General features: G+C 72.4%; 23 protein-coding genes. 12 read left to right on the top strand and 11 right to left on the bottom strand.

Features of this window, described 5'->3' with window-relative positions; all coding sequences use genetic code 11:
* The first annotated feature begins 31 nt into the window (after nucleotides 1-31).
* The 5 genes from ACZ6YG_RS03720 to ACZ6YG_RS03700 all read left to right on the top strand — a co-directional run bounded on the left by ACZ6YG_RS03720 (nucleotide 32) and on the right by ACZ6YG_RS03700 (nucleotide 3520).
* Entirely contained in the window at nucleotides 32-838 is an 807-nt protein-coding gene (locus tag ACZ6YG_RS03720) for a GNAT family N-acetyltransferase (protein ID WP_466017124.1), read from the top strand.
* A gap of 55 nt (nucleotides 839-893) precedes the next feature.
* Nucleotides 894-1916 carry a phosphotransferase family protein gene (locus ACZ6YG_RS03715; protein WP_148030574.1) on the top strand — a complete coding sequence of 341 codons (1023 nt, stop codon included), beginning with the start codon at nucleotides 894-896 and terminating at the stop codon, nucleotides 1914-1916.
* 96 nt (nucleotides 1917-2012) lie between these two features.
* Nucleotides 2013-2273, top strand: coding sequence for a hypothetical protein (locus ACZ6YG_RS03710; RefSeq protein WP_466017123.1), 261 nt, complete (start codon nucleotides 2013-2015; stop codon nucleotides 2271-2273).
* A 59-nt stretch (nucleotides 2274-2332) separates the two neighbouring features.
* Nucleotides 2333-3184: a helix-turn-helix domain-containing protein gene (locus ACZ6YG_RS03705; RefSeq protein ID WP_148030572.1), complete on the top strand. Its 852-nt coding sequence runs from the start codon at nucleotides 2333-2335 to the stop codon at nucleotides 3182-3184.
* Between the two features lie 69 nt (nucleotides 3185-3253).
* A complete protein-coding gene (locus ACZ6YG_RS03700) occupies nucleotides 3254-3520 on the top strand; it encodes a hypothetical protein (protein WP_148030571.1) in 267 nt (88 codons plus the stop codon).
* Nucleotides 3521-3522: 2 nt separating this feature from the next.
* On the opposite strand, the gene ACZ6YG_RS03695 is transcribed toward ACZ6YG_RS03700, so the two are convergent.
* From ACZ6YG_RS03695 to ACZ6YG_RS03680, 4 genes are read right to left on the bottom strand one after another with little or no spacing between them, the layout of a single operon-like run.
* On the bottom strand, nucleotides 3523-4887 hold the full coding sequence (locus ACZ6YG_RS03695) for a sensor histidine kinase (protein ID WP_466017122.1): 1365 nt from the start codon (nucleotides 4885-4887) through the stop codon (nucleotides 3523-3525).
* The gene (locus tag ACZ6YG_RS03690) at nucleotides 4884-5582 is read right to left on the bottom strand and encodes a response regulator transcription factor (protein ID WP_345482535.1); all 699 of its coding nucleotides are present in this window, start codon (nucleotides 5580-5582) and stop codon (nucleotides 4884-4886) included. The genes ACZ6YG_RS03695 and ACZ6YG_RS03690 overlap by 4 nt, the downstream gene beginning before the upstream one ends.
* A gap of 45 nt (nucleotides 5583-5627) precedes the next feature.
* Nucleotides 5628-7133 (bottom strand): phytoene desaturase family protein, encoded by a 1506-nt coding sequence (locus tag ACZ6YG_RS03685; RefSeq protein WP_466017121.1) that lies wholly within the window; start codon nucleotides 7131-7133, stop codon nucleotides 5628-5630.
* A 52-nt stretch (nucleotides 7134-7185) separates the two neighbouring features.
* Complete coding sequence (locus tag ACZ6YG_RS03680) at nucleotides 7186-8079, bottom strand: LysR family transcriptional regulator (RefSeq protein WP_219545403.1); 894 nt, start codon at nucleotides 8077-8079, stop codon at nucleotides 7186-7188.
* A 71-nt stretch (nucleotides 8080-8150) separates the two neighbouring features.
* On the opposite strand from ACZ6YG_RS03680, the gene ACZ6YG_RS03675 reads away from it, so the two are divergent.
* The 4 genes from ACZ6YG_RS03675 to ACZ6YG_RS03660 all read left to right on the top strand — a co-directional run bounded on the left by ACZ6YG_RS03675 (nucleotide 8151) and on the right by ACZ6YG_RS03660 (nucleotide 13444).
* Entirely contained in the window at nucleotides 8151-9215 is a 1065-nt protein-coding gene (locus ACZ6YG_RS03675) for a YeiH family protein (protein WP_466017120.1), read from the top strand.
* Between the two features lie 159 nt (nucleotides 9216-9374).
* On the top strand, nucleotides 9375-10301 hold the full coding sequence (locus tag ACZ6YG_RS03670; RefSeq protein ID WP_466017119.1) for a pseudouridine-5'-phosphate glycosidase: 927 nt from the start codon (nucleotides 9375-9377) through the stop codon (nucleotides 10299-10301).
* Nucleotides 10298-11239, top strand: coding sequence for a carbohydrate kinase family protein (locus ACZ6YG_RS03665; RefSeq protein ID WP_466017118.1), 942 nt, complete (start codon nucleotides 10298-10300; stop codon nucleotides 11237-11239). The genes ACZ6YG_RS03670 and ACZ6YG_RS03665 overlap by 4 nt, the downstream gene beginning before the upstream one ends.
* 72 nt (nucleotides 11240-11311) lie before the next feature.
* Nucleotides 11312-13444, top strand: coding sequence for a hypothetical protein (locus ACZ6YG_RS03660; RefSeq protein WP_148030563.1), 2133 nt, complete (start codon nucleotides 11312-11314; stop codon nucleotides 13442-13444).
* A 6-nt stretch (nucleotides 13445-13450) separates the two neighbouring features.
* Here the strand turns inward: ACZ6YG_RS03660 and ACZ6YG_RS03655 are convergent, their stop codons facing one another.
* The 7 genes from ACZ6YG_RS03655 to ACZ6YG_RS03625 all read right to left on the bottom strand — a co-directional run bounded on the left by ACZ6YG_RS03655 (nucleotide 13451) and on the right by ACZ6YG_RS03625 (nucleotide 23746).
* On the bottom strand, nucleotides 13451-16324 hold the full coding sequence (locus ACZ6YG_RS03655) for a helix-turn-helix transcriptional regulator (protein WP_466017117.1): 2874 nt from the start codon (nucleotides 16322-16324) through the stop codon (nucleotides 13451-13453).
* Between the two features lie 31 nt (nucleotides 16325-16355).
* A complete protein-coding gene (locus ACZ6YG_RS03650; protein WP_261808438.1) occupies nucleotides 16356-16760 on the bottom strand; it encodes a GNAT family N-acetyltransferase in 405 nt (134 codons plus the stop codon).
* A 777-nt stretch (nucleotides 16761-17537) separates the two neighbouring features.
* Entirely contained in the window at nucleotides 17538-17759 is a 222-nt protein-coding gene (locus tag ACZ6YG_RS03645; RefSeq protein WP_466017116.1) for a hypothetical protein, read from the bottom strand.
* 157 nt (nucleotides 17760-17916) lie between these two features.
* Nucleotides 17917-19053, bottom strand: a complete 1137-nt coding sequence (locus ACZ6YG_RS03640; protein WP_466017115.1) for an acyl-CoA dehydrogenase family protein — start codon at nucleotides 19051-19053, stop codon at nucleotides 17917-17919.
* Between the two features lie 3 nt (nucleotides 19054-19056).
* The gene (locus ACZ6YG_RS03635) at nucleotides 19057-19971 is read right to left on the bottom strand and encodes a hydroxymethylglutaryl-CoA lyase (protein ID WP_246640012.1); all 915 of its coding nucleotides are present in this window, start codon (nucleotides 19969-19971) and stop codon (nucleotides 19057-19059) included.
* A complete protein-coding gene (locus ACZ6YG_RS03630; protein WP_466017114.1) occupies nucleotides 19968-22163 on the bottom strand; it encodes an acetyl/propionyl/methylcrotonyl-CoA carboxylase subunit alpha in 2196 nt (731 codons plus the stop codon). Before ACZ6YG_RS03630 ends, ACZ6YG_RS03635 begins: the two co-directional genes overlap by 4 nt.
* A gap of 2 nt (nucleotides 22164-22165) precedes the next feature.
* Nucleotides 22166-23746 (bottom strand): carboxyl transferase domain-containing protein, encoded by a 1581-nt coding sequence (locus ACZ6YG_RS03625; protein WP_148030557.1) that lies wholly within the window; start codon nucleotides 23744-23746, stop codon nucleotides 22166-22168.
* Nucleotides 23747-23812: 66 nt separating this feature from the next.
* Here ACZ6YG_RS03625 and ACZ6YG_RS03620 point away from each other — a divergent pair, with 66 nt between their 5' ends.
* The 3 genes from ACZ6YG_RS03620 to ACZ6YG_RS03610 all read left to right on the top strand — a co-directional run bounded on the left by ACZ6YG_RS03620 (nucleotide 23813) and on the right by ACZ6YG_RS03610 (nucleotide 25998).
* The gene (locus tag ACZ6YG_RS03620) at nucleotides 23813-24409 is read left to right on the top strand and encodes an SACE_7040 family transcriptional regulator (protein ID WP_466017113.1); all 597 of its coding nucleotides are present in this window, start codon (nucleotides 23813-23815) and stop codon (nucleotides 24407-24409) included.
* 84 nt (nucleotides 24410-24493) lie between these two features.
* The gene (locus ACZ6YG_RS03615; protein WP_148030555.1) at nucleotides 24494-25021 is read left to right on the top strand and encodes a PadR family transcriptional regulator; all 528 of its coding nucleotides are present in this window, start codon (nucleotides 24494-24496) and stop codon (nucleotides 25019-25021) included.
* A complete protein-coding gene (locus tag ACZ6YG_RS03610) occupies nucleotides 25021-25998 on the top strand; it encodes an ATP-binding cassette domain-containing protein (protein ID WP_148030554.1) in 978 nt (325 codons plus the stop codon). The genes ACZ6YG_RS03615 and ACZ6YG_RS03610 overlap by 1 nt, the downstream gene beginning before the upstream one ends.
* Nucleotides 25999-26000 lie beyond the last annotated feature (2 nt).

Raw genomic sequence — 26000 nt, 5'->3', positions numbered from 1 at the left:
CGGTATGTCCCCGTACACGAGGATGACCGGCATGCCGATGCGCCGATTGACCCTCGACGACCTGGACGACTGCGGCCGGTTGGCCGAGGACCGCGGCTGGCTGCCTGAGCGGCACAAGTGGACGCTGCTGTTCGAGGTCGGCGAGGTGTACGGGACCGACGCGCCCGACGGCGACGGCCTGGCCTCCACGACCGTCCTGACCCGTTACGGCGACGGTCACGCGGTCGTCAGCATGGTGCTCACCGCCGCCAGGTACGCCCGCAAGGGGATGGCCCGCGGGCTGATGGAGCACGTGCTCGCGCGGGCGGGCGACCGCGTCGTGTCGCTGCACGCCACCGAGTACGGCAGGCCGCTGTACGAGAGCCTCGGGTTCCGCACGGCCGGCCGGGTGGCCAAGCGCACCGGCGTCTTCCGCGGCGCGCCCTCGGGCCGCACCCGCGTCGCCACGGAGGCGGATCTCGGCGCGATCCTGGCGCTGGACGCGGAGGTGTTCGGCACGGACCGGTCGGCGCTGCTGCGCCGCATGGCCGGGTTCGGGGAGCGGGTGCGGGTGGCCGAGGGCGGGTTCGGCCACTGCTGGCGCAACGACGACAACGTGGTGATCGGCCCGGTCGTGGCCCGCGACGAGGAGACCGCCCGCGCTCTGATCGGCGACCTGGCCCTGGACGCGGGCGGCGAGGTGCGGATGGACCTCGACCTGGCACAGGACGGCCTGACGCGGTGGGCCGGCGAGCACGGCGTCGGCGCTCCGTGGGAGGTGTCGCTGATGGTGCGGGGCGGCGACCTGCCCGGCGACCGGTCGCGGCAGTTCCTGCCGTTCATGCAAGCGCTCGGCTGACTCCGCAGCGTTAGGATGAGGCGTTCCAGAATGTGATTCGGGTCGAAAGGCGGCCATGTCCTCCACCCATATCGACGTCAGCGCCGTCGACCTCGATGAGCTCGGCGCCTGGATGGACGAGCAGGGCCTGCCCGGAGGCCCGATCACGGCGGTCGCGCCGGTCTCCGGCGGCACCCAGAACGTGATGGTCCGCTTCGAGCGCGGCGGGGTCCCGTACATCCTGCGCAGGCCGCCGCAGCACGCGCGGGCCAAGAGCAACGAGGTGCTGCGGCGCGAGGCCCGCGTGCTGGCCGCGCTGCGCGACACGCCGGTCGCGGCGCCCCGGCTGGTGGCCGCGCAGGCCGTGCGGGAGCCGGTTTTCTACCTGATGGAGCCGGTCGACGGGTTCAACCCCTCGACCGGGCTGCCGGAGCCGCACGCGAGCGACGCCGCCATCCGCCACCGGATGGCGCTGGAGGCGGCCTCGGCGCTGGCCGAGCTGGGCCGGGTTGACCCGGGCCTGCTGCCGGGCTTCGGCCGGCCTGAAGGGTTCCTGGAGCGCCAGGTGCCGCGCTGGATGCGCGAGCTCGACTCCTACGGCGAGCTCGCCGGCTATCCGGGGCCGGACATCCCCGGCCTGGAGGAGACGGCGCGCTGGCTGGAGAGCAACAGGCCCGCCTCGTTCCGGCCGGGGATCATGCACGGCGACTTCCACTTCGCGAACCTGATGTTCGCGCCCGACGGCCCGCGCGTGGCGGCCATCGTCGACTGGGAGATGTGCACGATCGGCGATCCGCTGCTCGACCTCGGGTGGCTGGTGGCGATGTGGCCGATGGCCGACGGTTACGTCCCCGGCCTGGCCTCGCCGCGCGAGATCGTCGACTGCTACGCGGCGCTGTCCGACCGCGATCTGTCCGCCATCGACTGGTACGCGGTCATGGCGTGCTTCAAGCTGGGCATCGTGCTCGAAGGCACCCATGCGAGGGCATTCGCCGGGAAAGCCCCCAAGGACATCGGTGACCTGCTGCATGCCGCCACACTCGACCTCTTCGCCCGTGCAGGGCACATCATGCGCAACTCTCTCGAATCACCCACATAACATCCAATATCCTGATTTTCCCGAAAAACGATCACAGGGCAGCCCACGGACCGTACAATTGCGCGCAATTGCCGCGTAGTTCGGGGAAGGGTCGTCATGCGGATGCGGTTCCTTGGGTCCACGTCGGAGGCGGGCGCCTGCCCCACCCTCTACGAGACGGATCGCGGCACGATCGTCGTCCAGGGACTTCAGGTCTCGGACCCCGAGGCGCTCGCGGACCTGCGTGACGTGCTCGACGGCGAGACGGCGGTCGAGGTGCCGCGCGAGCTGCTCACCGAAATCGCGGCCCGGGTACTGCCCGAAATGACGGCAACCGCTTTCCAGGGCAGTGCCCCCGCACGACCAGCGACCGGCTGATCACAATTGCGCGAACAGGCCTGGCATGATCCGGGATCACAGGTCTAGCCTCTAGCGACGTGAGCTCGTTTCAGCAGGCGCGCATCGACCTCGGCAGCCAGCTCCGCCAGTTGCGCGAGTCGGCGCACCTGTCCGGCAAGGAGCTGGCCGAGCGGCTGCGCTGGCAGCCGTCCAAGGTCTCCCGCCTGGAGAACGCCCGCCAGACGGCGACGGAGGACGACGTGGTGGTGTGGGCCCAGGCGGTGTCCGCCTCTCCGGAGACCACCGACGAGCTCATCACCCAGGCCATCGCGCTGCTGGAGCGGCACGACGGCTGGAAGCAGCGCCACCGCAGCGGCCTGGCCGCCATCCAGGAGGACCTGCGCGACCTGGAGGCGCGCACCAAACTGTTCCGCGCCTTCGAGCCGGGCATCCTGGTCGGCCTGCTGCAGACGGCCGAGTACGCGCGCCACGTGTTCAGCAAGGTCAAGCGCCTCTACAGCGCGCCCGACCAGATCGACGCGGCGGTGCGGGTGCGCATGCAGCGTCAGGAGATCCTCTACGACCGCTCGCGCACGTTCCGCTTCGTGGTGCTGGAGGCCGCCCTGCACACCCGGCTCGCCCCGGCCGACGTCATGCGCGGCCAGCTCGACCGGCTGCTCGCCGTCAGCACGCTGCCCAACGTCGAGTTCGGCGTCGTCCCGTTCACCCGGGAGCTGCCGGCCAATCCGGTGCACGGTTTCTGGATCTTCAACGAGGCCCTGGTCACCGTCGGCACCCTGACGAAGGACCTGCTCTTCCGCGATCCGGACGACGTCGCCTTCTACACCAACGCCTTCGAGGACTTCGCCGAGGCGGCACAATTCGACGAACCTGGCCGTGACATCATCATCAAGGTTCTTGACCAGTATCGAAAACATTCATCACATTAACCGGCGCAATTGCTTGCCCTCCTATCAAGATCGTGCAATTCTTTGCCCGAGACGTTGCGGAGGTGATGCATGATGCTGGATTCCGCGCTCTGCCTCGAGCAATTCGCTTGGCATGCGGGTCGTCACGCTGACCTGTCGGTTCAGCATGTGTCGCTGGCCAGCGACCCCGCCTACGTCTCGGTGCGCAACCGCTTCTCGGCCACGCTCGCCGAGAGCGTCACCTGTTCCGAGGATGGAAGTTTCATCACCTCGTGGGGTTACCGTCTCGGCACCGCCGACGACGTGGAGGCCGCCGCCGCCCGCCTCGCCTTCCTCCTGGCCGCGCTGCCCGCCTGAGCTCACGCCCGCGCGCCGGGGGCAGGCGTGCCCGGCAGGGTCATCGTCGCGACCACGCCGCCGTCGGCCGCGTTGCGGAGCCTGATCTCTCCTCCCACCTCCTTGACGGCCTGGTGGACGATGGCCAGGCCCAGCCCGGAGCCCGGCAGCGACCGGGCCGAGGGCGAGCGCCAGAACCGGTCGAACACGTGCGGCAGCTCCTCCTCAGGAATGCCCGGCCCGTGGTCCCGTACGGTCAGCTCGCCGTCCCGGAGGGTGACCTCCACCTCGCTGTCAGGGCTGAACTTGGCGGCGTTGTCGAGGAGGTTGAGCACCGCCCGCTCCAGCGAGGCGGCTCCGCCGACCACGTACCACGGCTCCAGGTCGGCGGCGACCTCGGCGCCGCGCAGCCGCGCCCGCTCCACCGCGGCGGTGACCACCTGCTGGAAGGCGAGCTCGGCGTGCGGCTCGTGGTCGGTGTCGCCGCGGGCCAGCTGCAGCAGGTCGCCGACCAGCGTGGTCAGCTCGGCGAACTGCGCCTTGACGTTGACCAGCAGCCGCTCCTTGGCGCCGGGGTCGAGGCTGCGGCCGGTCTGCTCGCTGCGCAGCAGCAGGTCGATGTTGGTGCGCAGAGTGGTGAGCGGGGTGCGTAGCTCGTGCCCGGCGTCGGCGACGAGCTGCCGCTGCCGGTCGCGGGAGCCGGCCAGCGCGGCCGTCATCGCGTTGAAGGAGGCGCTCAGGCGGGCGATCTCGTCGCCGCCCTCGACCGGGATCCGGGTGTCGAGGTCCTCGGTCTGCGCGATGTGCTCGACGGCCCTGGTCAGGCGGCCGACCGGGCGCAGCGCGGCGCGGGAGACGAGCAGCCCGACCGAGGCGGCGACCAGCACGCCGAGCGCGGCGACGCCGGCCAGCAGGACCGTCACCCTGCGCAGGGTGTCGTTGATCTCCTCCACCGGCCTGCCGACGACGAACGCGGCGTTCTCGTCCACGTTCCTGACGTAGACGCGCAGCGGGGTGCCGTCGTCGGCGCGGCCGTCGTAGAACTCCCACTGGCCGTAGTAGCCGGCCGCGATCCGCCTCTCGTGGGGGGTGACCTTGATCGCGGTGTTGCCCATGACGCAGCGCTCGCCGCCGGGGAAGACGATCTGCATCGGCTCGGTGAACGCCGGGTGCCCGTCGAGCGCGGCCGCCGGCTCGGGAGAGCAGTTGCGCACCGCCCCCTGCATGGCCTTGACCGGCACGGCGATGTCCCGCAGCGACTGGTTGAGCTGCCAGGACAGCTCCCGCCGGACGAAGTACCAGCAGCCCACGGCGGAGACCGCGACGGCTATCGCCACCGCCGCGGCGACCAGGAGCGTCAGCCGCGAGCGAAGACTGCGTTTCCTCATGGCGAGCCTCTGAGCACGTAGCCGACGCCGCGCACGGTCTGGATGACGCGCGGCTCGCCGCCGGCCTCGGTCTTGCGCCGCAGGTACATCACGTACACGTCGAGCGAGTTGGAGGTGGGCTCGAAGTCGAACCCCCACACCTCGGCCAGGATCTGGTCGCGGGTCAGCACCTGGCGCGGGTGCGTCAGGAACAGCTCCATCAGCAGGTACTCGGTCCTGGTCAGGTCGAGCCGCCGCGCGCCCCTGGTGACCTCGCGGGTCACCGGGTCCATCCGCAGGTCGGCGAAGGACAGCGCGTCCCCGGGCGCGTTCGGGCCGCTGAGCGCGCCGCGCCGGAGCAGCGCGCGCACCCGGGCCAGCAGCTCGTCCAGCTCGAACGGCTTGACCAGGTAGTCGTCGGCGCCCGCGTCCAGTCCGGACACGCGGTCGCCGACGGCGTCGCGGGCGGTGAGCATGAGCACGGGGATGTGGTTGCCGCCGGCCCGCAGCCGGCGGCAGGCGGTCAGCCCGTCGAGCCGGGGCATCATGACGTCGAGCAGCACGGCGTCGTACGGGCTGCCGGCCAGCTCGTCCAGGGCCTCCTGCCCGTCGTCGGCGGTGGTGACCTTGTAGCCCTCGAACTCCAGGCTCGACTGCAACGCCTCGCGCAAGGCGGGCTCGTCGTCCACCACCAGCAACCGGGCAGCCTCGTTCATGCGCACCACGCTAGAGGAACATTCTGAGAACCCGATGAAGGCAGGTCAGCGCCCCAGGACCGCCATGGCCGCGTTGTGGCCGGGGATGCCGCTCACCCCGCCGCCGCGCCGGGCGCCGGCCCCGCACAGCAGGATGCGCTCGTGCTCGGTCTCGACGCCCCAGCCGCCTTCCTCCCCGTACGGCCAGCTCAGGTCCCGGTGGAAGATGTGACCGCCCGGCAGGCCGGCCTCGTTCTCCAGGTCGACGGGGGACTTGGCCTCGATGCACGGGGTGCCGTCGGGGGCGCGCAGCAGGCAGTCCCCGATCGGCTCGGCCAGCACCGAGTCGATCGAGGCGAGGGTGGCGCGCAGCGCGCGCTCCCTGGCCCCGTCCGGGTCCTGGCGGAACAGGCGGGCGGGCATGTGCAGGCCGAACAGCGTCATCGTCTCGGCCTTGCCGCGCAGGCCGGGGCCGAGGATGGACGGGTCGGTGAGCGAGTGGCAGTAGACCTCGGCGGGCGGCAGGTCCGGGATGTCGCCCCCGGCCGCCTGGGCGTGGGCGCGGGCGAGCTGGCCGCCGCTCTCGTTGATGTGGAACGTCCCGCTGAAGGCCGCCTTCGGGTCCACGCCGGCGTCCTTGAGCCTGGGCAGCCGGGAGAGCACCATGTTGACCTTGAGCTGCGCCCCCTCCGGCAGGCCCGGCGTACGGCCGAGCACCCGGTCCAGCACTGTGGGGGGCAGGTTGACCAGCACGTGCCCGCCGGTGACCGAGTGCTCGCCGTCGTCCGTACGGAACGTCACCTCGCCGGACGGCGCGATGCCGACGATCTCGGCGCCGGTCCTGATCTCCGCGCCGGCCGCGCGGGCGGCGGTCTCCAGCGCGCCGGAGACGGCGCCCATGCCGCCCACCGGGACGTTCCACTCGCCGGTGCCGTCGCCGATCACGTGGTAGAGGAAGCAGCGGTTGGCCCGCAGGTCGGTGGCCGGGTCGGCGAACGTGCCGATCAGCGCGTCGGTGAGCACCACGCCGCGCACGACGTCGTCGGCGAACCGCTCGTCCACCGCCTCGCCGATGGGGCGGGCGAACAGGTCGCGCCAGGCCTCGGCGCCGACCAGCTTCTCCACCTCCGCCGCCGGCCGCAGCGGCTCCAGCAGCGTCGGCGCCAGCGCCCGCGCGGCCGTCGCGGTCATGCCGTAGAACGCCTCCCAGGCGGCGTGGTCGGCCTCGCCGCCGGTCACGGCCCGGAACGAGGCCCTGGTGCGGTCCGCGTCCTCGCCGTCGACGAGCAGCCCGGTGTCGCCGACGGGCGTGTACGAGGAGTAGCGGCGGCGGCGCAGCTCCAGCTTCAGGCCCAGATCCTTGACGATCTTCGTCGGCAGCAGGCTGACCAGATAGGAGTAGCGCGACAGCCGCACGTCCACGCCCGGGAACGGCCGCGCCGAGATCGCCAGGCCGCCCGTGTGGTCCTGCCGCTCCAGCACCAGCACCCGCCGCCCGGCCCGGGCGAGATAGGCGGCGGCGACCAGCCCGTTGTGCCCGCCTCCGGCGATGACCACGTCGAAAGTCCCCATTCTCCGCACTCTAGGACCTCCGATCCCGGCCCCGCCATCGGACCCGGGCCTCTCAGGCCGGGCGGGCGGCGATGGAGAGGAGAGTGGCGGCGGAGCCGGTGAGGGGGCGGCCCCTGCGCCAGACGGCCCGCAGGGTGCGTGCCAGGTCCAGCCCGTAGAGCGGCACCTCGACCAGCCGCCCGGTGGTCAGCTCCGCCTCCACCGCGTAGGCGCTGAGCACCGCGGGGGCCACCCCCGCCTGGGCGGCGCCCTTGACCGCCGCGTTGGACCCCAGCTCCAGCCTCGGCCTGGCCCGGTGCAGCGCGCTGAACACCACGTCCAGCGTCTCCCTGGTGCCCGACCCGCGCTCCCGTACCACCAGCGGGGTGGCGGCCAGCTCGGGACCTCGCAGGAGGGTGCGGCGGCGCGCCCACGGATGGCCGGGCGCGACCACGACCACCAGCCGGTCGCCGCCCACCACCCGCTCGGCCAGCCCGTCCGGCACGGCCGGCCCTTCCACGAACCCGAGCTCCACCTCCCCGGCCAGCACCCGGGCCGCCACGTCGGCGGAGTTCATCACGTCCAGCCCGGCCTCGACGTCCGGCTCCCGGCTCTGCAGCTCGCCCAGCCAGCGCGGCAGCAGGTACTCGGCCACGGTCATGCTCGCCGCGACCCTGAGGTGCCCGGCCCCGCCGCGCCGGACGGCCTCGGCGGCGCGCACGAGCTCCTGGGCGGCGCCGACGACCTGCGCGGCCCAGCCGGCCACGATCTTCCCTTCGCCGGTGAGCGCCGACCCGCGCGGGGTGCGCTCCAGCAGGGGCAGGCCGAGGCGGCGTTCGAGCCGGGCGATGCGCTTGCTGGCCGACGGCTGCGCGATCCCGGCCGCCCTGGCCGCCTGCCCGAGGCTGCCCAGCTCGCCGACGTCGACCAGCAGCTTGAGCGAGACGAGATCGGGCAATTCACTCATAGCCCCAGGCTATGACCTGCCATCCGGCGAGCGGCTACCGGCGTTCCCGGTCCCGCCGAAGACTGGATGCCGTGCCCCTGCCTGCTCTCCGGTCCCTGCCCGCCCTGCTGCCCGGGGTGCTCGTGTCGGCTGCCGCGCTGGGGGTCGCGCTGGCGGTGAACGCGGCGGTGCCCGCGGTGAGCGCGGCGGTGGTCGCGGTGGTGCTGGGGGCGGCGCTGGCGGGCTTCGGGGGTGCCGGCCGGCGGCTGCTGCCGGGGCTGCGGTTCGTGTCGAGACCGGTGCTGCGGGCGGCGGTGGTGCTGCTCGGGCTGCAGGTCTCGGTGCCGCAGATCCTGGGGCTGGGCTGGCAGACGGTGGTGGTCGTGGTGGTGGCCACCGGGGTGACGTTCGCGGTGACGCCGGTGGCCGGCCGCAGGCTCGGCGTCCCGCCGGGCGCCTCGCTGCTGGTGGCGACGGGGGTGGCCGTCTGCGGGGCGGCGGCGATCGCGGCCATGCACGACAGCGCGGGCACCGAGGACGACGAGGCGGCCGCCGCCCTGGCGGTGGTGGTCCTGTACGGCACGGGCGCCCTGCTCGCGATCCCCCTCGCCGCCTCCTGGCTCGGTCTCTCCCCCTCGCAGCTCGCCGTCTGGACGGGCGCGGCGGTTCACGAGGTGGCCCAGGTGGCGGCCATCGGGGCCGCCACGGGCGTCCTGACGACGGCCGTGACGGTCAAGCTCGGCCGGGTCCTCCTCCTGGCTCCCCTGGTCGCCCTCGTCTCGTACACGGGGTCTCACGCCACGCCCGGGAGGCGGCTCCAGGTCGCGCATGCCGGACGGGTGGGCCTGCCCGCGGGTCCACCGGTTCGTCCCGCACGGGCACCGCGCGGGAAGGCGGGGCGGGTGGCCGGGGTGCCGCTGTTCGTGGCCGGGTTCGTCGTCATGGCATGCGTGCGCGGCACGGGGATGGTGCCGGACGGGGCCGTCGCGGTGGCGGGGCAGGCGGCGAATATCCTGTTGGCTGCCGCGATGTTCGGCCTCGGCACCGGGATCGACGTGCGGAGACTGCTGCGCGGGGGGCGGACCGTGCTGCTCGGCGGGATCGCCACCGGGCTCGTCGGCGGGGTGTCGCTCGCGGGTGTGCTGCTGCTCGTGTGATCCCCCGGGCGGACGGCGGCGCGGGGGTGCCGCCGTCCGGGTGAGCACGGGTGGACGCGGACGCGGTCCCCCCGTACGCTGCTCGGTTCGGAACAAATTCCTCGAAACACTCCGTTCCGACAATGCGCCACAAGACCACTCAAGGAGTACGAAACACACATGCGCCGCACCACCGACTCCCTTCTCCAGCCGTCCGACGAGGTCGCCGAGGCTCTCGACTCGGGCGCACCGGTCGTCGCGCTGGAGTCCACGATCATCTCGCACGGCCTGCCCCGGCCCCGCAACCTCGAGGTCGCGCGCAAGCTGGAGGAGATCGTACGGCGCGAGGGCGCGGTCCCCGCCACGATCGCGGTGCTGGACGGAGTGGCCAGGATCGGCCTGGACGAGGCCTCGCTGGAGCGCGTCGCGATGGAGCCGGGGCTGCGCAAGCTGAGCCAGCGCGACCTCCCGCTCGCCGCCGCGCTGAAGGTGAGCGGCGCGACCACGGTGGCGGCGACGTCGTTCCTGGCGGCCCGGGCGGGCATCCGCCTGTTCGCCACCGGCGGCCTGGGCGGCGTGCACCGCGGCTGGACGGACGATCAGGACGAGTCCGCCGACCTGGACACCCTGTCCAGGACCCGCGTCACCGTGGTGTGCGCGGGCGTCAAGTCCATCCTGGACGTGCCCGCCACGCTGCAGCGCCTGGAGACGCGCGGCGTGACCGTGGCCGGCTACCGGACCGACGAGTTCCCCGGCTTCTACCTGCGTTCCTCCGGCCGTCCCGTGGAGTGGCGGATCGAGACGCCCGAGGAGGCGGCCGCGGTCATGCGCGGCCAGGACGCGTTCGGCGGCCAGGAGACGGCGCTGATCGTGGCCAACCCGATCCCGGAGGACCAGCAGCTCGACCCGGCGCTGCACGACCGCGTGCTCGCCGAGGCCCTGGCCACCGCCGAGCGCGAGGGCGTCACCGGCCAGGCGATCACCCCGTTCCTGCTGGGCTACCTGGTGCGCGGCACCGGCGGGGCCTCCCTGGAGGCCAACCTGGCCGCGGTCCGCGGCAACGTCGCGCTCGCGGCCCGTATCGCGCTGGCCTGGTCACGATCGTGAACGGCCAGGGCCTGCTGGTCATCGGCGACGTGGTCACCGACGTGGTGGCCATGCACGGCGCTCCGGTCATGTCGGGCCCCGACATCCCTTCCGACATCGCCGCCGACATCGCGCTGCGCCCCGGCGGCTCCGGCGCGAACACCGCCGCGTGGGCGGCCTTCCTGGGCGCCGACGCGAGCCTGCTGGCCCGCTGCGGATACGACAGCAGCGAGTGGCACATCACCGAGCTGACCAAGACCGGGGTCCGCCCGCACATCCGGATCGACACCGCCAACCCGACCGCCGTGGTCATCTCGATGGTCGACAGCACCGGCGAGCGCTCCATGCTGACGAACCGGGGCGCCGGCGAGCTGATCTCCCCCCTCGACTGGGACGACGCGCTCCTCGACGGCGTGACGCACCTGCACGTCTCCGGTTACACCCTGTTCAGCGAGCCCGGCCTGGCCCTGAGCAGGCTGGCCATGGCGAAGGCGACCGGCGCCGGGGCCTCGATCAGCGTCGACCCGGCCTCGACGGGCCCGCTCGCCGAGTTCGGCGTGACACGGTTCCTCGGCGAGACGGCGCTCGCCGGATTGATCTTTCCCAATCGTGACGAAGCTCTCCTTCTCAGCGGCACCGCCACGCCCGAGCGGGCGGCCGAGACCCTCAGCGAGCATTACGGGACAGCGGTCGTAAAGCTGGGGCCCCAGGGCGGTCTCGTGGCGGTGGGCGGGCAGGTCGTGGCGAAGGCGGACGCGGTGCCCGCGGAGGCCGTGGACTCCACGGGAGCCGGTGACGCGTTCGCCGCCGGCTACCTCGCCGCCACCCTGTCGGGGGCGGGCGAGAGGGAGGCTCTGGAGTCAGGTTGCCGTGCGGGTGCCGAGTGTGTGGCCCTCGTAGGGGGTCGTCCACGGTACGGTTTGGACATGAAGCGTCTTTACCCTATTCACACCGATTGATAGCTTGCCGCGTAGGCTGCACCATCAGTCACATGCGTATCGCGGCACACTGGGGAGGATAAGGTCCCGCCGATGGACGTCGAGTCATCGATCTGCCTGAGCGACCTGGTCCCTGCCCTGCGCTGGAGTCGGCCGCAACAGGTCGCGGAGGCGCTGTCCGATCCGCGCTTGCCGTCCGCGTGGTGGTCGTCGATGCCGCTGCAGAGGGCCTTCGCCGCGACCGGTCTCGACTGGGTGTGCGAGCGGCTCGCGCTCCTCGCCTCCTCGCGCTGGGATCATCTGCCGCTGGGCGACGTGCTGCCGGCCATGGCGCTGCATCCGATCGATCCGACGCTGCCGGGCTATCCCGAGCCCGCCCGGACGGCGATCGTGGGCCTGGGCGGCTGGCACCGCCTGCGCCGCCTGACGCCGGCCGACCTGAAGGCGCCGGGGTCCACTCCCGAGACGGTGATGGGTACGGTCTTCCGTGAGGTGCTCGGCAGGCTGGCGGCCCGGCCGGAAGCCGTGGCCGGGCATCCCGAGGTCACCAGGCCGGTCCAGCGCGGCGCGTCCGGCACCGGTTCCTTCCCCGCCGCGGGCGAGCGTCCGGCGGCCGCGTTCGAGGGCACCGGCGCCTTCGCCGGCCCGAACGGCGGCCCCGCCAAGGGCGAGCCGCTGCCGCAGCGCGCCGACGAGCGCCGCAACACCGGAGCCTTCCCCGCCCCCGCCGACGAGCGCCGGAACACCGGCTCCTTCCCCAGGGTGGGCGACGACGCGCGGCCGGGCGGCGAACCCCGGCGTCCGGCGGCCTCCTTTCCGGCCGAGGAACAGCGGTCCCCCGGGTCCTTCCCCGGCGACAGCCGGCGCGCTCCCGGCTCGTTCCCCGGCGACCCCCAGCGGTCGCAGAGCTCGTCCCCGGACGAGGGCCGGCGCTCCACCGGATCCTTCCCCGCCGTCGGCCGCGACCAGCGCTCCACGGGCTCCTTTCCCGCCGTCGGCCGGGACCAGCGGTCCACCGGTTCCTTCCCCGCCGTGGGCGGGGGCCAGAGCCCGCTGCCGCAGCGCCCCGCCGCGGCCGACTCCTCCGGCCCGCACACCGGCTCCCTGCCGAGCCTCCCCGGCGGGTCCGCCTCGTACGGCTCCCAGCCCGCCCCTGTGCCGTCCGACACCGACCACGCGATGGTCAGAGTGGTCGACAGCCTGTTCCGCGGCCTGAACAAGCTGGAGCTGGCCGTGGCCGAGCACCGCCTGTTCGCCGAGGACCCGGTCAGCCTGCGCACGCTCGCGCACAAGATGCTCGTCGAGCGCGAGATCCTCTCCCAGGCGCAGCGCACCGCCGAGGAGCGGGTGCTCACCTGGCTGCGCTCGTCGGAGTCGGCCCCGATCACCGGGCACATGTTCCGGCTCACCGAGTGGCTGGGCGCCGCCGCGACCGAGGATCAGCTGATCGGCGCGGACCCCGCCCATCCCGCGACCGTGCCGTCCCTGCGCACCCCGCTGTGGCGGGTGCTGGTCACGCTGATGCCGGACCGCCGCCTCCAGGACGGCTGGCTGGTCGTCGGCGACATCCAGGGACTGCAGGCCCGTACCCGCAGGCTGCTGGCCTCGGCCCAGCCGGACGCGGACATGGTGGAGCTGATGGCGGAGCTGGGCATCCGCGCCCACTCGGCCAAGGCGTGGCTGGACGCGCTGCCGCCCGAGCAGGTCCACGACCCGGTCGCCGCGTCCGATGGCCCGCCGCAGCCGCTGCCGCGCCGCACCCCCGGCGCCAACGGGCACCACCACAGGGGCGGCCAGCCGATCCCCGCCGCCGCGGCCAACTCCATCGACCCGTCGGCCGCGCTCGCGACGCTGTCGGCCCTCTCCAACGGCCGCTCGCCGATGCTCCAGGGCCACCTGGCCGGCACCCCGGCCACTCCCCCGCCGCCGCCTCCGAGCCCGTCGTCGGATCCGCGCCGCTGGCAGCGCATCGAGGTCAAGCCCGAGCACCTGCGCGGCGGCCCGGTGCCGGTGCCGCAGAACTACGCGGCCCAGCTCGGCATGCGCCCCGGCACGCTGCTGTCGGTCACCGGCCCGGGCGACAACGCGATCGTGCTGGTGTGGCAGGGTCAGCAGCCGGTGTTCGACTCTCTCCAGCCGGTGCTGATGCGGCTCAACGCCCGCCCCGGCGACCAGGTGTACGTGACGGTCGACGGCTACCGCCTGGAGGCCCAGCTCACGGGCTGAGGCCGCTCACTCGCCGAACAGGCGCAGCGCGTGAGCCTTGGCGGCGGCCTCGCCCCGGGAGGCGACGCCGAGCTTGGCGAGGATGTTGGACACGTGCACGCTGACCGTCTTGACGGCGATGAACAGCTCGGCGGCGATCTCGCGGTTGCTCCGGCCCCTGGCGACGTGGCGCAGCACCTCCAGCTCGCGGGCGGTCAGGCCGAGCGGCGGCCCGCCGGGCGCGGACTGGTCCGCCAGGGCGATCCCGGCCCGCCTGGCCAGCGCGTCGACCCGCGCCAGCAGCGGCCGCGCGCCGAGCCGCCGCGCCAGCTCGTCCGCCGTGGCCAGCCGCGCCGCCGCGTGCTCGCGGTCGCCGCACGCCAGCGCGGCGTGCGCGGCCCCCTCGCACACCCGGGCTCGCGCGTACGGGTTGCGCAGCGCCTCCCAGGCCGCCACGGCCGCGTCCCAGGCCTTGAGCCGGGCCTCGGGGTCGTCCTCCGTCACGGTCATGGCGGTGACGGTGAGCCGCTGGGCCTGCTGCAGATCGCCGTCGGCGGGCAGCCGCTCGGCGAGGGCGCGGACCTCGGCCACCACCGGGCCGCCCAGCTCTGCCAGCGACGCCAGCAGCCCCCACGAGTAGCGCGGCTCGGCCCTCAGGTCGTGGGACCGCAGCAGGCGCAGGCCCGCCTCCCGCGCCTCGTCGACCCGGCCGCGGGCCAGCAGGAGCTCCGCCTCGCGGCGGCCGTGGGGCAGCACGGTCTGCTCGCGGAACGAGCCGCGCACCACGATGCGCTCGATGGCCGCCAGCAGCTCCGCGGCCTGGTCGAGCCGGCCGCGGGCCAGCGCGATGTCGGTGGCGAAGCCGCGCAGCCCGGTCTGGTGGGGCGGGGGCGGCACCAGCTCCAGGGCGTGCTCGATCACCTCCAGCGCCTCGTCCCAGCGGCCGAGCGACATCAGCGGCTCGGCCAGGTTGATCGACAGGAACGTGCCGGACGTGCGGGCCAGCCCGTAGCGCTCGGCCAGCGCGATGCCGTCGCGGGCGACCTGGGCCGCCTCCTCGTGGCGTCCGGCGCCCTCCAGGCTGTCGGACTCGGAGATGGCCACGCGCATGAGCGCGTTGTAGGCGTCGGCGCGGACCGCCAGCCGGCGTGCCTCGGCGTAGCCGCCGCGGTGCTCGTCGATCTCGGCGAAGCGCAGGCATCTGGTCCAGGTGAGGCTGATCAGGGCCTGCGCCTGGACGGTGTCGTCGCCGGCCCGGCGGCCGATCTCGATGGCCTGCTCGGCGGTGGCGATCCGCTCCGCGCGCCGGTCCGGCCGGTGGAGCATGCGGGCCAGCGACTCCAGCACCTGGCCGCGCAACCTGCTCGGCGGCTCGGCGGGGACCAGGGCGGCCGCCTCGTACAGGTCGTCGATGTGGCCGGGGCGGCTCAGGTCGTAGCGGATGAGGCCGCGCAGCCGCAGCACGCGGGCGGCCGCCACCGGGTCGGCGGCGCGGTCGATCTCACCGAGCGCGGCCGAGGCGAGCGCGGCGGCACGGTCGTACTCGCCCGCGAGGTGGGCCACGACGGCCGTCTGGCGCAGCACGTCGGCGTGGCCGCGGCCGGTGCGCTCCGCCGCGTCGGGCACGTGGTCCCACAGCTCCAGCACCCGCGAGAGCATGCGCAGCTGCTCGTCGTAGGCGGTGGAGCGACGGGCCGCGGCGGCGGCGTGCCAGGCGCTGGTGAGCGCCCAGGTGGTGTCGCGGGCGGCGTGCCAGTGGTGGGCCAGCTCGATCGCGCCGCGCGGCGCGGGCAGGACCGACAGGTCGCGCTCCAGCGCCTCGGCGAAGCGGGTGTGGAGCCGGGTGTGCTCGCCGGGCAGCAGGTCGTCGTGGAGCGCCTCGCGGATCAGCGCGTGGCGGAAGGCGTAGCCCTCGCCGTCGACGGCGAGCACGTTGCCCGCCACGGCGGGGCGCAGCCGGGCGGCGAGCGCCGCCTCGTCGAACCCGGTGACGGCGGCCAGCAGGTCGTGCTCGATGCGCTGGCCGCCGGCGCTGGCCATGCGCAGCAGCTCCTGCGTCTCGTCGGGCAGCCGCTCCACGCTCGCGAGCAGCAGGTCGCGCAGTGACTCCGGGAGCAGGCCGCCGGAGCCGTCCTCGCTCAGCAGCGCCTCGACGAACAGCGGGTTGCCCTCGCTGCGCGAGTAGACCCGCTCGATGTCGGCGGGCGACGGCTCGCGGGCGAGGATGCCCGCCGCCTGGGCGGCGACCTCGCGGCGGCTGAGCCGGCTCAGCTCCACCCGGGTCACCCACGCGACCCTGGACAGCTCGGCGAGGAGCGGGCGCAGCGGGTGGGCGCGGTGGAGCTCGTCGGAACGGTAGGTGACGACGATCATCAGGCGGCCGGTGCCGCGCTGGTAGCGCACCAGGAAGGAGAGCAGGTCGCGGGTGGAGCGGTCGGCCCAGTGGGCGTCCTCCACGACCAGGATGACCGGCCGGTCCTCGGCCAGCCGCTCCAGCAGGCCGAGCAGCTGCTCGAACAGCCGCGCCCTGGCCTCGGCGCCGTCGCGGTCGGGCTCGCCGAACTCGGGCAGCAGCCGCGCCAGTCCTCGGGTCGTGCCGCCGGGCACCAGCTCCGCGACCCGGTCGCGGCCGAGCGTGCGCACCAGGGAGCGCAGCACGGCGGTGAACGGGGCGAACGGCAGGCCCTCGGTGCCGAGCTCCAGGCAGCCGCCGACGAGCACCAGCGCGTCGCCGGCCCGGTCGGTGAACTCCCCCATGAGCCGGGTCTTGCCCACCCCGGCCTCGCCGCCGACCAGCACGGTGGCCGCGGCGCCGCCGCGCGTCTCACCCAGCACACCCAGGAGCAGGTCGAGCTCGCCGGCACGGCCGACGAACAGGGGGCTCACCTGGTGGATGGTCACGCACCAAGCATGCCATCCCCCTACGACAAGGTCAGCGCAGCACCTTACGGTAGAAAGTGGCAGAAGCCTCGTAACCGAGCGCGTGATAGAACTCCGGCGCGCGCCGGGTCGCCATCGCCACGTAGCGGGCGCCGCGGTCGCGCGCCCACTTCTCGAACTCCACGAGCAGGCCGCGCCCGATGCCCTGCCGGCGCGACCCCGACTGCACCATCGCCTCCTCCACCCAGGCGACGGGCCCGTTGGCGAAGAGCGTCAGATGGACGTAGCCGAGCAGATAGCCGTGGACGCGCCCGTCGACGACGGCGGCGAGCAGCAGGGTGTCTTCGTCCTTCAGCAGCAGCGGCAGCGCGGCGTCGAAGGCCTCGCGCTCGGGCCGGAAGGTGAGACCGAACTCGCGCGCCAGCGCGAACACGTCGTCCGCGTCGGACTTCTCCACCCTCCGGATAAGAAGATCGTCAGCCGTCATGACGTATGACACTAGATCGCGCCCCGTTCCCGAGTCCAACACTCATGAGTCGCGGATCGCCCGGACCCGGCCTGCCGAGGGTGGCGACAGGGTGCGCGGCACAAAAACGACATTCATACCATACACGAAGAAGTGCCGCGACACCTTCGACGGAACGCGGGCGGGCCGGGGTGGCAAGGATTTACCACTCCGGTACGCATAGCCCCTCCGAGGTAGAACATAAGAAAAGCTAGACTCTTTCATATTCCCTCTGCCTCGCCTAAGCTTTCACGAGAAAGGGCCTCCTGTCTGCACAATGCGACGTCGGCCGACAGGAGGCCCCTCCTCCCTCGCTACGAGAGGGATGGGTTGAAACAGACACACAACCGTACGGCTCGGAGGATCACCCCGAGACAGTTGCACTCGATGGATACGGCTGTACGGACTCATACCCTGACGCTGACGGCGGTTTCACAAGAACGACATTAGTCGCGCCTGGCGACCGTCTTCGTCAAACCCAGCGTAGAAGAAAAGCCCCAGCCACCACAAGTGGCGACTTTCGGGGCCAGCTAGAAAAAGGTACAACTCGGGTACATAAAATCACACTACGGGCATTGTTCCTACTTACCCGTAAATTCGCATATGTCGCCACTCTGACGACATTCGAGCGATATGTCCCCTATGACAAGCAGCAGAGTGACAGGTCGAACCCGCCGGCACGACGAGAACGCCCCGGCCACCCGCCGATTGCGGGCGACCGGGGCGCGCTCAACTCCTTCTACCGTCGGAGAACAGATAGCTCCCGACGATGATCATGCCTAGCTGGAAGGTCCAGAGCCTGATATCCGGGAGCTCCGGCTTGACCTGGGCCCATGCCTTCTCGTCCAGGAAAGCCCCGGCGAGCACCGTGACCATGATCAAATCGGACAGAATGATCATATAGATTTTCAGGAACCACCATCGCAGGTGATCCTGTGACGGATCCAGCATTTCATCCTCATGGTTAAGGGGAAACGAGGCAGTCCGTCATCACCGCGCCGGAGATGGACCAGTGTGCTCCTTGTGGGCTCACCCCAGAGTCCGCCCTCCGCCGATCGAGTGCGATGCGCCGAATCCTAGCGCCCTGCGGCGACAGACATCCGCCAATTCACAGATCACCCAATCCCAGCTGGCGGGCGATCAGCATGCGCTGCACCTCGGACGTTCCTTCGCCGATCTCCAGGATCTTCGCGTCGCGGTAGAAACGGCCCACCGGAAACTCGTTCATGAATCCGTACCCGCCGAAGATCTGCGTCGCGTCGCGGGAGTTGTCCATGGCCGCGTTGGACGAGACGAGCTTGGCGATCGCCGCTTCCTTCTTGAACGGGACGCCCGCGAGCATCTTCTCGGCCGCGTGGTAATAGGCCAGGCGGGCGGTGTGGGCGCGGGCCTCCATGTCGGCGATCTTGAACTGGATGGCCTGGTAATGGCCGATCGGGTGGCCGAAGGCGCGGCGCTCGCGCACGTACTTCAGGCACTCGTCCACGCAGCCCTGCGACAGGCCGACGCTGAGTGCGGCGATCGCGATGCGGCCCTCGTCCAGCGTCTGCAGGAACTGGGCGTAGCCGCGGCCGCGCTCGCCGAGCAGGTTGGCGGCGGGCACCCGGCAGTCGGAGAACGACAGCTCGCGCGTGTCCGAGGCGTTCCAGCCGACCTTGGAGTACTTCTTCGACACGGTGAAGCCCGGCGTGCCCGAGGGGACGAGGATGGTCGAGATCTCCCGCTCGCCGGTCAGCGCGGCGACGCCGACGACGCCGGTGATGTCGGTGCCGGAGTTGGTGATGAACGCCTTCGTCCCGTTGATCACCCACTCGTCGCCGTCGAGCACGGCGGTGGTGCGCATGCCGCCCGGCACGTCCGAGCCGCCGCCCGGCTCGGTCAGGCCGAACGCGCCCAGCATCTCCCCCGCGGCCAGCTTCGGCAGCCAGTGGTCGCGCTGCTCCCCGGTGCCGAACCGGAGGATGGGCATCGCGCCGAGCGACACCGCCGCCTCCAGGGTGATCGACACGCTGGAGTCCACCCTGGCCAGCTCCTCCAGCGTCAGGCAGAGGGCGAAGTAGTCGCCGCCCATGCCGCCGTACTGCTCGGGGATGGGCAGGCCGAACAGGCCCATCGCGCCCATCTGGCGGACGATGTCGTACGGGAACTCCTCGCGCTCGTAGTAGCCGCCGATGACGGGGGCGACCACCTCGCGGGCGAAGGCCTCGACGGTCTTGCGCAGCTCTTCGTGTTCGGGTGTCAGCATGGGTCAGCCTTTCGCGAGGGCCTGGACGACGCGGGAGGGGCTGGGCCGGCCCAGCCGGGCGGCCAGCCAGGTGCTGGTGGCCACGAGCTTGTCCAGGTCGAGGCCGGTCTCGATGCCGAGCCCGCGCAGCATCCAGACGAGGTCCTCGGTGGCCAGGTTGCCGGTGGCGGACTCGGCGTACGGGCAGCCGCCGATGCCGCCGGTGGAGGCGTCCACGGTGGTGACGCCCGCCCTGAGCGCGGCCAGGGTGTTGCCGAGCGCCTGCCCGTAGGTGTCGTGGAAGTGGACGGCGAGTTTGTCCGGCGAGGTGAACGCCTCGATGAGCGCGGTGACGTGGCCGGGCGTGCCGACGCCGATCGTGTCGCCCAGCGACAGCTCGTAGCAGCCCAGCCCGAGCAGCCGCTCCCCGACCGCGACCACCTGGGAGACGGGCGTGGGGCCCTCCCACGGGTCGCCGAAGCACATCGACACGTACGCGCGCACCCGCACGCCGTTCTCCAGCGCCCGGGCGACCACCGGCTCGAACATCTCGAACTGGCTCTCCAGGCTCCGGTTGAGGTTCTTGGCGGCGAACGTCTCGGTGGCGCTGGCGAAGACGGCGATCTCGTCGACGCCCCGCTCCAGCGCCCGGTCCAGGCCGCGCTCGTTCGGCACCAGCACCGGGTAGCGGACGCCGGGCCTGCGGTGCAGCCGGTCGAGCAGCTGCTCCGCGTCCGCGAGCTGGGGCACCCACTTCGGGTGCACGAAGCTGGTCGCCTCGATCACCTTGTGCCCGGCGTCGGCGAGCCGGTCGATGAACTCGGCCTTGACCTCGACGGGCACGATCGCGGCTTCGTTCTGCAGGCCGTCGCGGGGGCCGACCTCGTAGACGGTGACCTGCTGCGGCAGGCCCTCCATCGGGTACGCGCGCGCCATCATCCCTCCTCCACCACGGCCAGCACGGCGTCCATGTCGACGGGCCGGCCGGCCTGCACCGGCAGCTCGGCGACGCGCCCGTCCCGTGGGGCGGTGACGGTGTGCTCCATCTTCATCGCCTCCACGATCACCAGCGGCTGGCCTTCCTTGACCTGGTCGCCGACCTGGGCCTTGACCACCAGGACGGTGCCGGGCATCGGGCTCCTGACCACGCCGTCGCCGCTCCCCGCGGCGCCTGCGCGGTCGCCCGGGTCGCCGATCAGATGGCGGGTGACGGGCCAGGCGTGCCCGTCCCGGCCGAGCCAGACCGTCTCGCCGTCCCGGGCGCACACGTAGCGCGTCGTACGACCGTCCACAGTGACGACGACCCCACCCCCGTACGGCCCGACCGCTCCACCCGCCGGCCTGTCTCCGTACGGCCGGACGGCAGGTCCACCCGGCGATCCGGGACCGTCCGCGTACGTGCGGAGGACGGCCGGAACGGGCGGGCCGTCCGCCACCCTGACCTCGGCGCCTTCCCGGGGCAGGCCGCGCACGTGGACGGCGTGCACGCCGTCACGCGTCTCCAGCCGCCACGTCGTCCAGGCCCGCTCCCCGACCCGCCAGCCGTCCATGACCTCCCACGGGTCACGCCCCTCCGGCTGATCGTGAAACACGAGCGCGGCGGCCGCCAGCGCATCCAAGGGCACCCCGCGCCCCATACGGGCCAAGGCGACCCCAGCCACGTCCGCGCGGGCCGCATCTGTACGGTCCCCGTCCTCGCGGGCCTGATCCGCACCACCCGCGTTCGTGCGAGCCGCATCCGCACGACCCCCGTCCTCGCGGGTCTGGTCCGTGCGGGCCGCTTCTGCGCGGGTTGGGTCGGTGGTGAGGAGGTCTGGGAGGGCTCGTTCGACCAGGCCGGTGTCCAGGTCGCCGGCGCGGACGGTTTCGTGGGCGAGCAGGGCTCGCAGGAACGGCACGTTGGTGGTGACCCCGAGCACCACGGTCTCGCTCAGGGCGCGGTCGAGGGCACGGAGCGCTCCCGCCCGGTCCGGCGCCCAGGCGATGACCTTGGACAGCATCGGGTCGAACTCGCTGCCGACCACTCCGCCCTCCAGCAGCCCGGAGTCGACCCGTACCCCCGGACCGGCGGGCTCGCGCAGGGCGAGGACGCGGCCGCCGGTGGGCAGGAAGCCGCGCGCCGGATCCTCGGCGTAGACGCGCGCCTCGACCGCGTGGCCGTCGAGCCGCACCTCGTCCTGGGTGAACGGGAGAGGCTCGCCGGCCGCCACCCGGAGCTGCAGCTCCACCAGGTCGAGGCCGGTGACCAGCTCGGTGACGGGGTGCTCGACCTGGAGACGGGTGTTCATCTCCATGAAGTGGTAGGCGCCCGTGGCGCCGTCGACGATGAACTCGACGGTGCCCGCGCCGACGTAGCCGACCGCGCGGGCGGCCTCCACGGCGGCGGCGCCCATGCGGGCCCTGGTCTCCGCGTCGACGAAGGGCGACGGGGCCTCCTCGACGATCTTCTGGTGCCTGCGCTGCAGGCTGCACTCGCGTTCGCCCAGGTGAACGACGGTGCCGTGGCCGTCGGCGAGGACCTGGATCTCGATGTGCCGGGGCCGCTCCACGTAGCGCTCGATCAGCAGGGTGCCGTCGCCGAAGGCGGCCGTGGCCGTGCGCCGGGCGGACTCCAGGGCGTCAGGCAGCTCCGCCGCCGACCTGACCAGCACCATGCCCTTGCCGCCGCCGCCCGCCGACGGCTTGATCAGGGCGGGGAAGGCGGACCAGGTCGAGAGCTCGTCGCCGGGTTCGGCCGCGCCCGGCACCACGGGCACTCCGGCGTCCGACACGGTGCGCTTGGCGCGGATCTTGTCGCCCATCGCCTCGATGGCGTCCGCCGGCGGCCCGACGAACATTAGCCCGGCCTCCGCGCAGCGGCGGGCGAAGGCGGCGTTCTCGGCCAGGAAGCCGTAGCCGGGGTGGACGGCCGCCGCGCCGGAGCGCCGGGCCACCTCCACGATCGCCTCGATATCCAGATATTTCGGGATCTGGTGGGCCTCGTCAGCCTCGATCACGTGGCGCGCGCCCGCGTCGGCGGCCGTGTGCACGGTGACCGCGCCGATGCCGAGCGCGCGCAGGGTGCGGATGACCCGGACGGCGATCTCGCCCCGGTTGGCGACCAGCACCCGGCCGAACAGGGAATCAGTCATGATCACATCCGGAAGACGCCGTAGCCGGCGGGTTCGAGCGGGGCGTTGGCCGCCGCGGACAGGGCCAGGCCGAGCACGGTGCGGGTGTCGACGGGGTCGATCACGCCGTCGTCCCACAGCCTGGCGGTGGAGTAGTACGGGTTGCCCTGGTGTTCGTACTGGGCCCGGATCGCCTCGGGGTCGGCCCCGCCCGCAGAGGAGCCCACCGTGGTGAGCACGTTCGCCGCCTGCTCACCGCCCATGACCGAGATGCGGGCGTTCGGCCACATCCACAGGAAGCGCGGCGCGTACGCCCGCCCGGCCATCGCGTAGTTGCCGGCCCCGAACGAGCCGCCGATGACCACCGTGAACTTGGGCACCCGGGCGCACGACACGGCCGTGACCATCTTGGCGCCGTGCTTGGCGATGCCGCCCGCCTCGTACGCCTTGCCGACCATGAACCCGCTGATGTTCTGCAGGAACAGCAGCGGGATCCGCCGCTGGTCGCACAGCTCGATGAAGTGCGCGCCCTTGAGGGCGGACTCGGCGAACAGGATGCCGTTGTTGGCCAGGATGCCCACCGGGTGGCCGTGGACATGGGCGAACCCGGTGACCAGCGTGGGCCCGTACTCGGCCTTGAACTCCAGGAACCGGGACCCGTCCACCAGCCGCGCGATCACCTCGCGCACCTCGTACGGCCGGCGCGTGTCGGCGGGGACGATCCCGTAGAGGTCGCGCGGATCGTGGGCGGGCGGCTCCGGCGCGGCCACCGGCCACGGGCGCGGGGCGCGCGGCGCGAGCGTGGAGACGATGTCGCGGACGATCGCCAGCGCGTGCGCGTCGTCCTCGGCGAGGTGGTCGGTGACGCCGCTGACGCGCGCGTGCAGGTCGCCGCCGCCGAGCTCCTCGGCCGTGACCTCCTCGCCGGTGGCCGCCTTCACCAGAGGCGGGCCGCCCAGGAAGATCGTGCCCTGGTTCCGTACGATGACGGCCTCGTCGCTCATGGCGGGCACGTACGCGCCGCCCGCGGTGCAGGAGCCGAGCACGGCGGCGATCTGCGGGATGCCCCGCGCGGACATCGTGGCCTGGTTGTAGAAGATGCGGCCGAAGTGCTCGCGGTCCGGGAACACCTCGTCCTGTTTCGGCAGGAACGCGCCGCCGGAGTCGACGAGGTAGACGCACGGCAGATGGTTGTGGAGCGCCACCTCCTGCGCGCGCAGGTGCTTCTTGACGGTCATGGGGTAGTAGGTGCCGCCCTTGACGGTGGCGTCGTTGGCCACGACCACGCATTCGCGGCCGGAGACCCGGCCGACGCCGGTGATGATGCCGGCGGCGGGCGCCTGGTCGTCGTAGAGGCCGTTCGCGGCCAGCGGCGACAGCTCCAGGAACCGCGAGCCCGGGTCGAGCAGGCCGTCGACGCGCTCGCGGGGCAGCAGCTTGCCGCGCTCGACGTGGCGGCTGCGCGACCGTTCTGGCCCGCCGAGCGCGGCGGTGGCCAGGCGGTCGCGGAGCTCGGCGGCGAGCCGCTCGTTGAGCTCGGCGTTGCTCCTGTACGCCTCGCTCCCGGGGTCGGCGGCCGACTTGAGTATCGGCCAGTCGCTCATCTCTGCCCTCTCGTCATGGTCGTGATGTTAGTGGCCATTAACTCAACCGTCTAGCATGATGTGACTGTGACGACTGCCCCGACACCTACCCGCAATCGCGGCAACAGGCGTGCCGAGATCCTCGACGCCGCCGCGAGGCTGTTCGCGGCGCGCGGTTTCCACGGCGTGCCGATCGAGGACATCGGCGGCGCGGTGGGCGTCTCGGGGCCGGCGCTCTACCGCCACTTCAGCGGCAAGGAGGCGCTGCTGGCGGAGCTGCTGCTCGACATCAGCTCGCGGCTGCGCGAGTCGGCGGTCGCGGTCGTCACGGCCTCCGCCGGCCCGGCCGAGATCCTGGACGCGCTGCTCGACGCGCACATCACGTTCGCGCTCGAGCAGCCGGCGCTGATCACCGTGCACGACCGCGAGCTGGGCAACGTGCCGGAGCCGGAGCGGCGCCAGATCCGGCGGCTGCAGCGGCTCTACGTCGAGGAGTGGGTGGGGGTGCTGGCCGAGCTCCACCCGTCGTGCCCGGCGTCCCGGCTGCGGGCCGCCACGCACGCCGTCTTCGGCCTGCTGAACTCGACCCCGCACAGCGCGGGCGAGCTCCCGCCCGGGGCGATGCGCCCGCTGCTGCACGCCATGGCCGGGGCTGCGCTCCAGGCAGCTGTTAACGAGCGCTAACACAGACGAGAGTCGCCAGAAAGGGCATTGCCGCCTCAACTATCTAGATATATCGTCAGAACATCTCGATAGTTGGGAGATGTAATGATTGATCCACATGGACGACACGGATTCCCGCACCCGCCGATGCCGCCGCCCCCGCCGGGCACCCCCGGCATGGAGGCGGGGCCGCGGGTGCGGCGCGGCGACGTCCGGGCGGCGCTGCTCCTGCTGCTCGGCGAGGAGCCCAAGAACGGCTACCAGATGATCCAGGACATCGAGGCGCGCAGCCGCGGCGTGTGGCGGCCCAGCCCCGGCTCGGTCTACCCCGCGCTCCAGCAGCTGGAGGACGAGTGCCTGGTCACCGGCGGCGAGGCCGGCGGCAGCCGCACCTACCGCCTGACGGAGGAGGGCCGCGACGAGGCGGGACGCCTGAGCGCCGCCCCCGCGCCGTGGGACGAGGTGGCGAGCACCGTGCCGGAGGACCGGCACGAGCTGCGCCTGCTGTGGGGGCAGCTCGGCGAGGCGTTCGTCCACCTGACCAGGACGGCCAACGACCGCCAGGTCGCCGAGGCCAAGAAGCTGCTCAGGCAGACGCGCAAGTCCGTGTTCCAGATTCTGGCGGAGGATTGATGAGCGAGGACGCGGCCGTCGTCGTACGAGGGCTGACCAAGACGTACGGGAAGGTCGAGGCCGTCAAGGGCGTCGACTTCGAGGTGTCGCCGGGCGAGGTCTTCGGATTCCTCGGCCCGAACGGCGCCGGCAAGACCACCACGATCAGCATGCTCTGCACGCTCGCGAACCCGACGGGCGGCACCGCCTCCGTCGCCGGCCATGACGTGGTCAGGGAGCGCGACGAGGTGCGCAGGAACATCGGCCTGGTCTTCCAGGACCCCACCCTCGACGGCTATCTGACCGCCGAGCAGAACCTGCGCTTCCACGCCGAGCTGTACGGGGTGCACAAGAGCGTGGTCGACGAGCGGATCAAGCGCGTCATGGAGATGGTGGCGCTCTGGGACCGCAAGGACGCCAAGGTGATGACGTTCTCCGGCGGCATGAAGCGGCGGCTGGAGATCGCCCGCGGCCTGCTCCACTCGCCGCGGGTGCTGTTCCTGGACGAGCCGACGGTCGGGCTCGACCCGCAGACCCGGTCGGCCATCTGGGGCTACATCAACGAGCTGCGGGTCAGCGAGGACATCACGATCTTCATGACCACCCACTACATGGACGAGGCCGAGTACTGCGACCGGATCGCGATCATCGACCACGGCGAGATCGTGGTGATCGACTCTCCCGAGCGGCTCAAGGCCAGCGTCGGCAAGGACCGGGTGCAGATCCACACCCGTGACGACGAAGCCGCGATCAAGGCGCTGCGTGAGCGGTTCGGGCTGGAGGCGGCGGTGCACGAGGGGGCGGTGACGTTCGCCGTGGCCTCGGGCGAGGAGTTCGTGCCGCGGCTGTTCGCCGAGCTCGGCATGCCGATCACGTCGGTGAGCGTGTCGCGGCCGTCGCTGGACGACGTGTTCATGAACTACACCGGCTCCACGATCCGCGACGCCGAGTCCGGAGACGACCAGATGGCCTTCATGCGCGCGATGGCGAGGCGGTGAAC

It is taken from the genome of Nonomuraea sp. NPDC054003, from assembly GCF_055585125.1.
This window is presented reverse-complemented; position numbering and strand designations above follow the sequence as displayed.

What these genes read in the sequence shown, in the direction of transcription:
- ACZ6YG_RS03720 (WP_466017124.1), top strand. Translation starts at nt 32, where the DNA reads ATGCCGATGCGCCGATTGACCCTCGACGACCTGGACGACTGCGGCCGG.
- ACZ6YG_RS03715 (WP_148030574.1), top strand. Translation starts at nt 894, where the DNA reads ATGTCCTCCACCCATATCGACGTCAGCGCCGTCGACCTCGATGAGCTC.
- ACZ6YG_RS03710 (WP_466017123.1), top strand. Translation starts at nt 2,013, where the DNA reads ATGCGGATGCGGTTCCTTGGGTCCACGTCGGAGGCGGGCGCCTGCCCC.
- ACZ6YG_RS03700 (WP_148030571.1), top strand. Translation starts at nt 3,254, where the DNA reads ATGATGCTGGATTCCGCGCTCTGCCTCGAGCAATTCGCTTGGCATGCG.
- ACZ6YG_RS03695 (WP_466017122.1), bottom strand. Translation starts at nt 4,887, where the DNA reads ATGAGGAAACGCAGTCTTCGCTCGCGGCTGACGCTCCTGGTCGCCGCG.
- ACZ6YG_RS03690 (WP_345482535.1), bottom strand. Translation starts at nt 5,582, where the DNA reads ATGAACGAGGCTGCCCGGTTGCTGGTGGTGGACGACGAGCCCGCCTTG.
- ACZ6YG_RS03685 (WP_466017121.1), bottom strand. Translation starts at nt 7,133, where the DNA reads ATGGGGACTTTCGACGTGGTCATCGCCGGAGGCGGGCACAACGGGCTG.
- ACZ6YG_RS03680 (WP_219545403.1), bottom strand. Translation starts at nt 8,079, where the DNA reads ATGAGTGAATTGCCCGATCTCGTCTCGCTCAAGCTGCTGGTCGACGTC.
- ACZ6YG_RS03670 (WP_466017119.1), top strand. Translation starts at nt 9,375, where the DNA reads ATGCGCCGCACCACCGACTCCCTTCTCCAGCCGTCCGACGAGGTCGCC.
- ACZ6YG_RS03660 (WP_148030563.1), top strand. Translation starts at nt 11,312, where the DNA reads ATGGACGTCGAGTCATCGATCTGCCTGAGCGACCTGGTCCCTGCCCTG.
- ACZ6YG_RS03645 (WP_466017116.1), bottom strand. Translation starts at nt 17,759, where the DNA reads ATGCTGGATCCGTCACAGGATCACCTGCGATGGTGGTTCCTGAAAATC.
- ACZ6YG_RS03640 (WP_466017115.1), bottom strand. Translation starts at nt 19,053, where the DNA reads ATGCTGACACCCGAACACGAAGAGCTGCGCAAGACCGTCGAGGCCTTC.
- ACZ6YG_RS03635 (WP_246640012.1), bottom strand. Translation starts at nt 19,971, where the DNA reads ATGATGGCGCGCGCGTACCCGATGGAGGGCCTGCCGCAGCAGGTCACC.
- ACZ6YG_RS03630 (WP_466017114.1), bottom strand. Translation starts at nt 22,163, where the DNA reads ATGACTGATTCCCTGTTCGGCCGGGTGCTGGTCGCCAACCGGGGCGAG.
- ACZ6YG_RS03625 (WP_148030557.1), bottom strand. Translation starts at nt 23,746, where the DNA reads ATGAGCGACTGGCCGATACTCAAGTCGGCCGCCGACCCCGGGAGCGAG.
- ACZ6YG_RS03615 (WP_148030555.1), top strand. Translation starts at nt 24,494, where the DNA reads ATGATTGATCCACATGGACGACACGGATTCCCGCACCCGCCGATGCCG.
- ACZ6YG_RS03610 (WP_148030554.1), top strand. Translation starts at nt 25,021, where the DNA reads ATGAGCGAGGACGCGGCCGTCGTCGTACGAGGGCTGACCAAGACGTAC.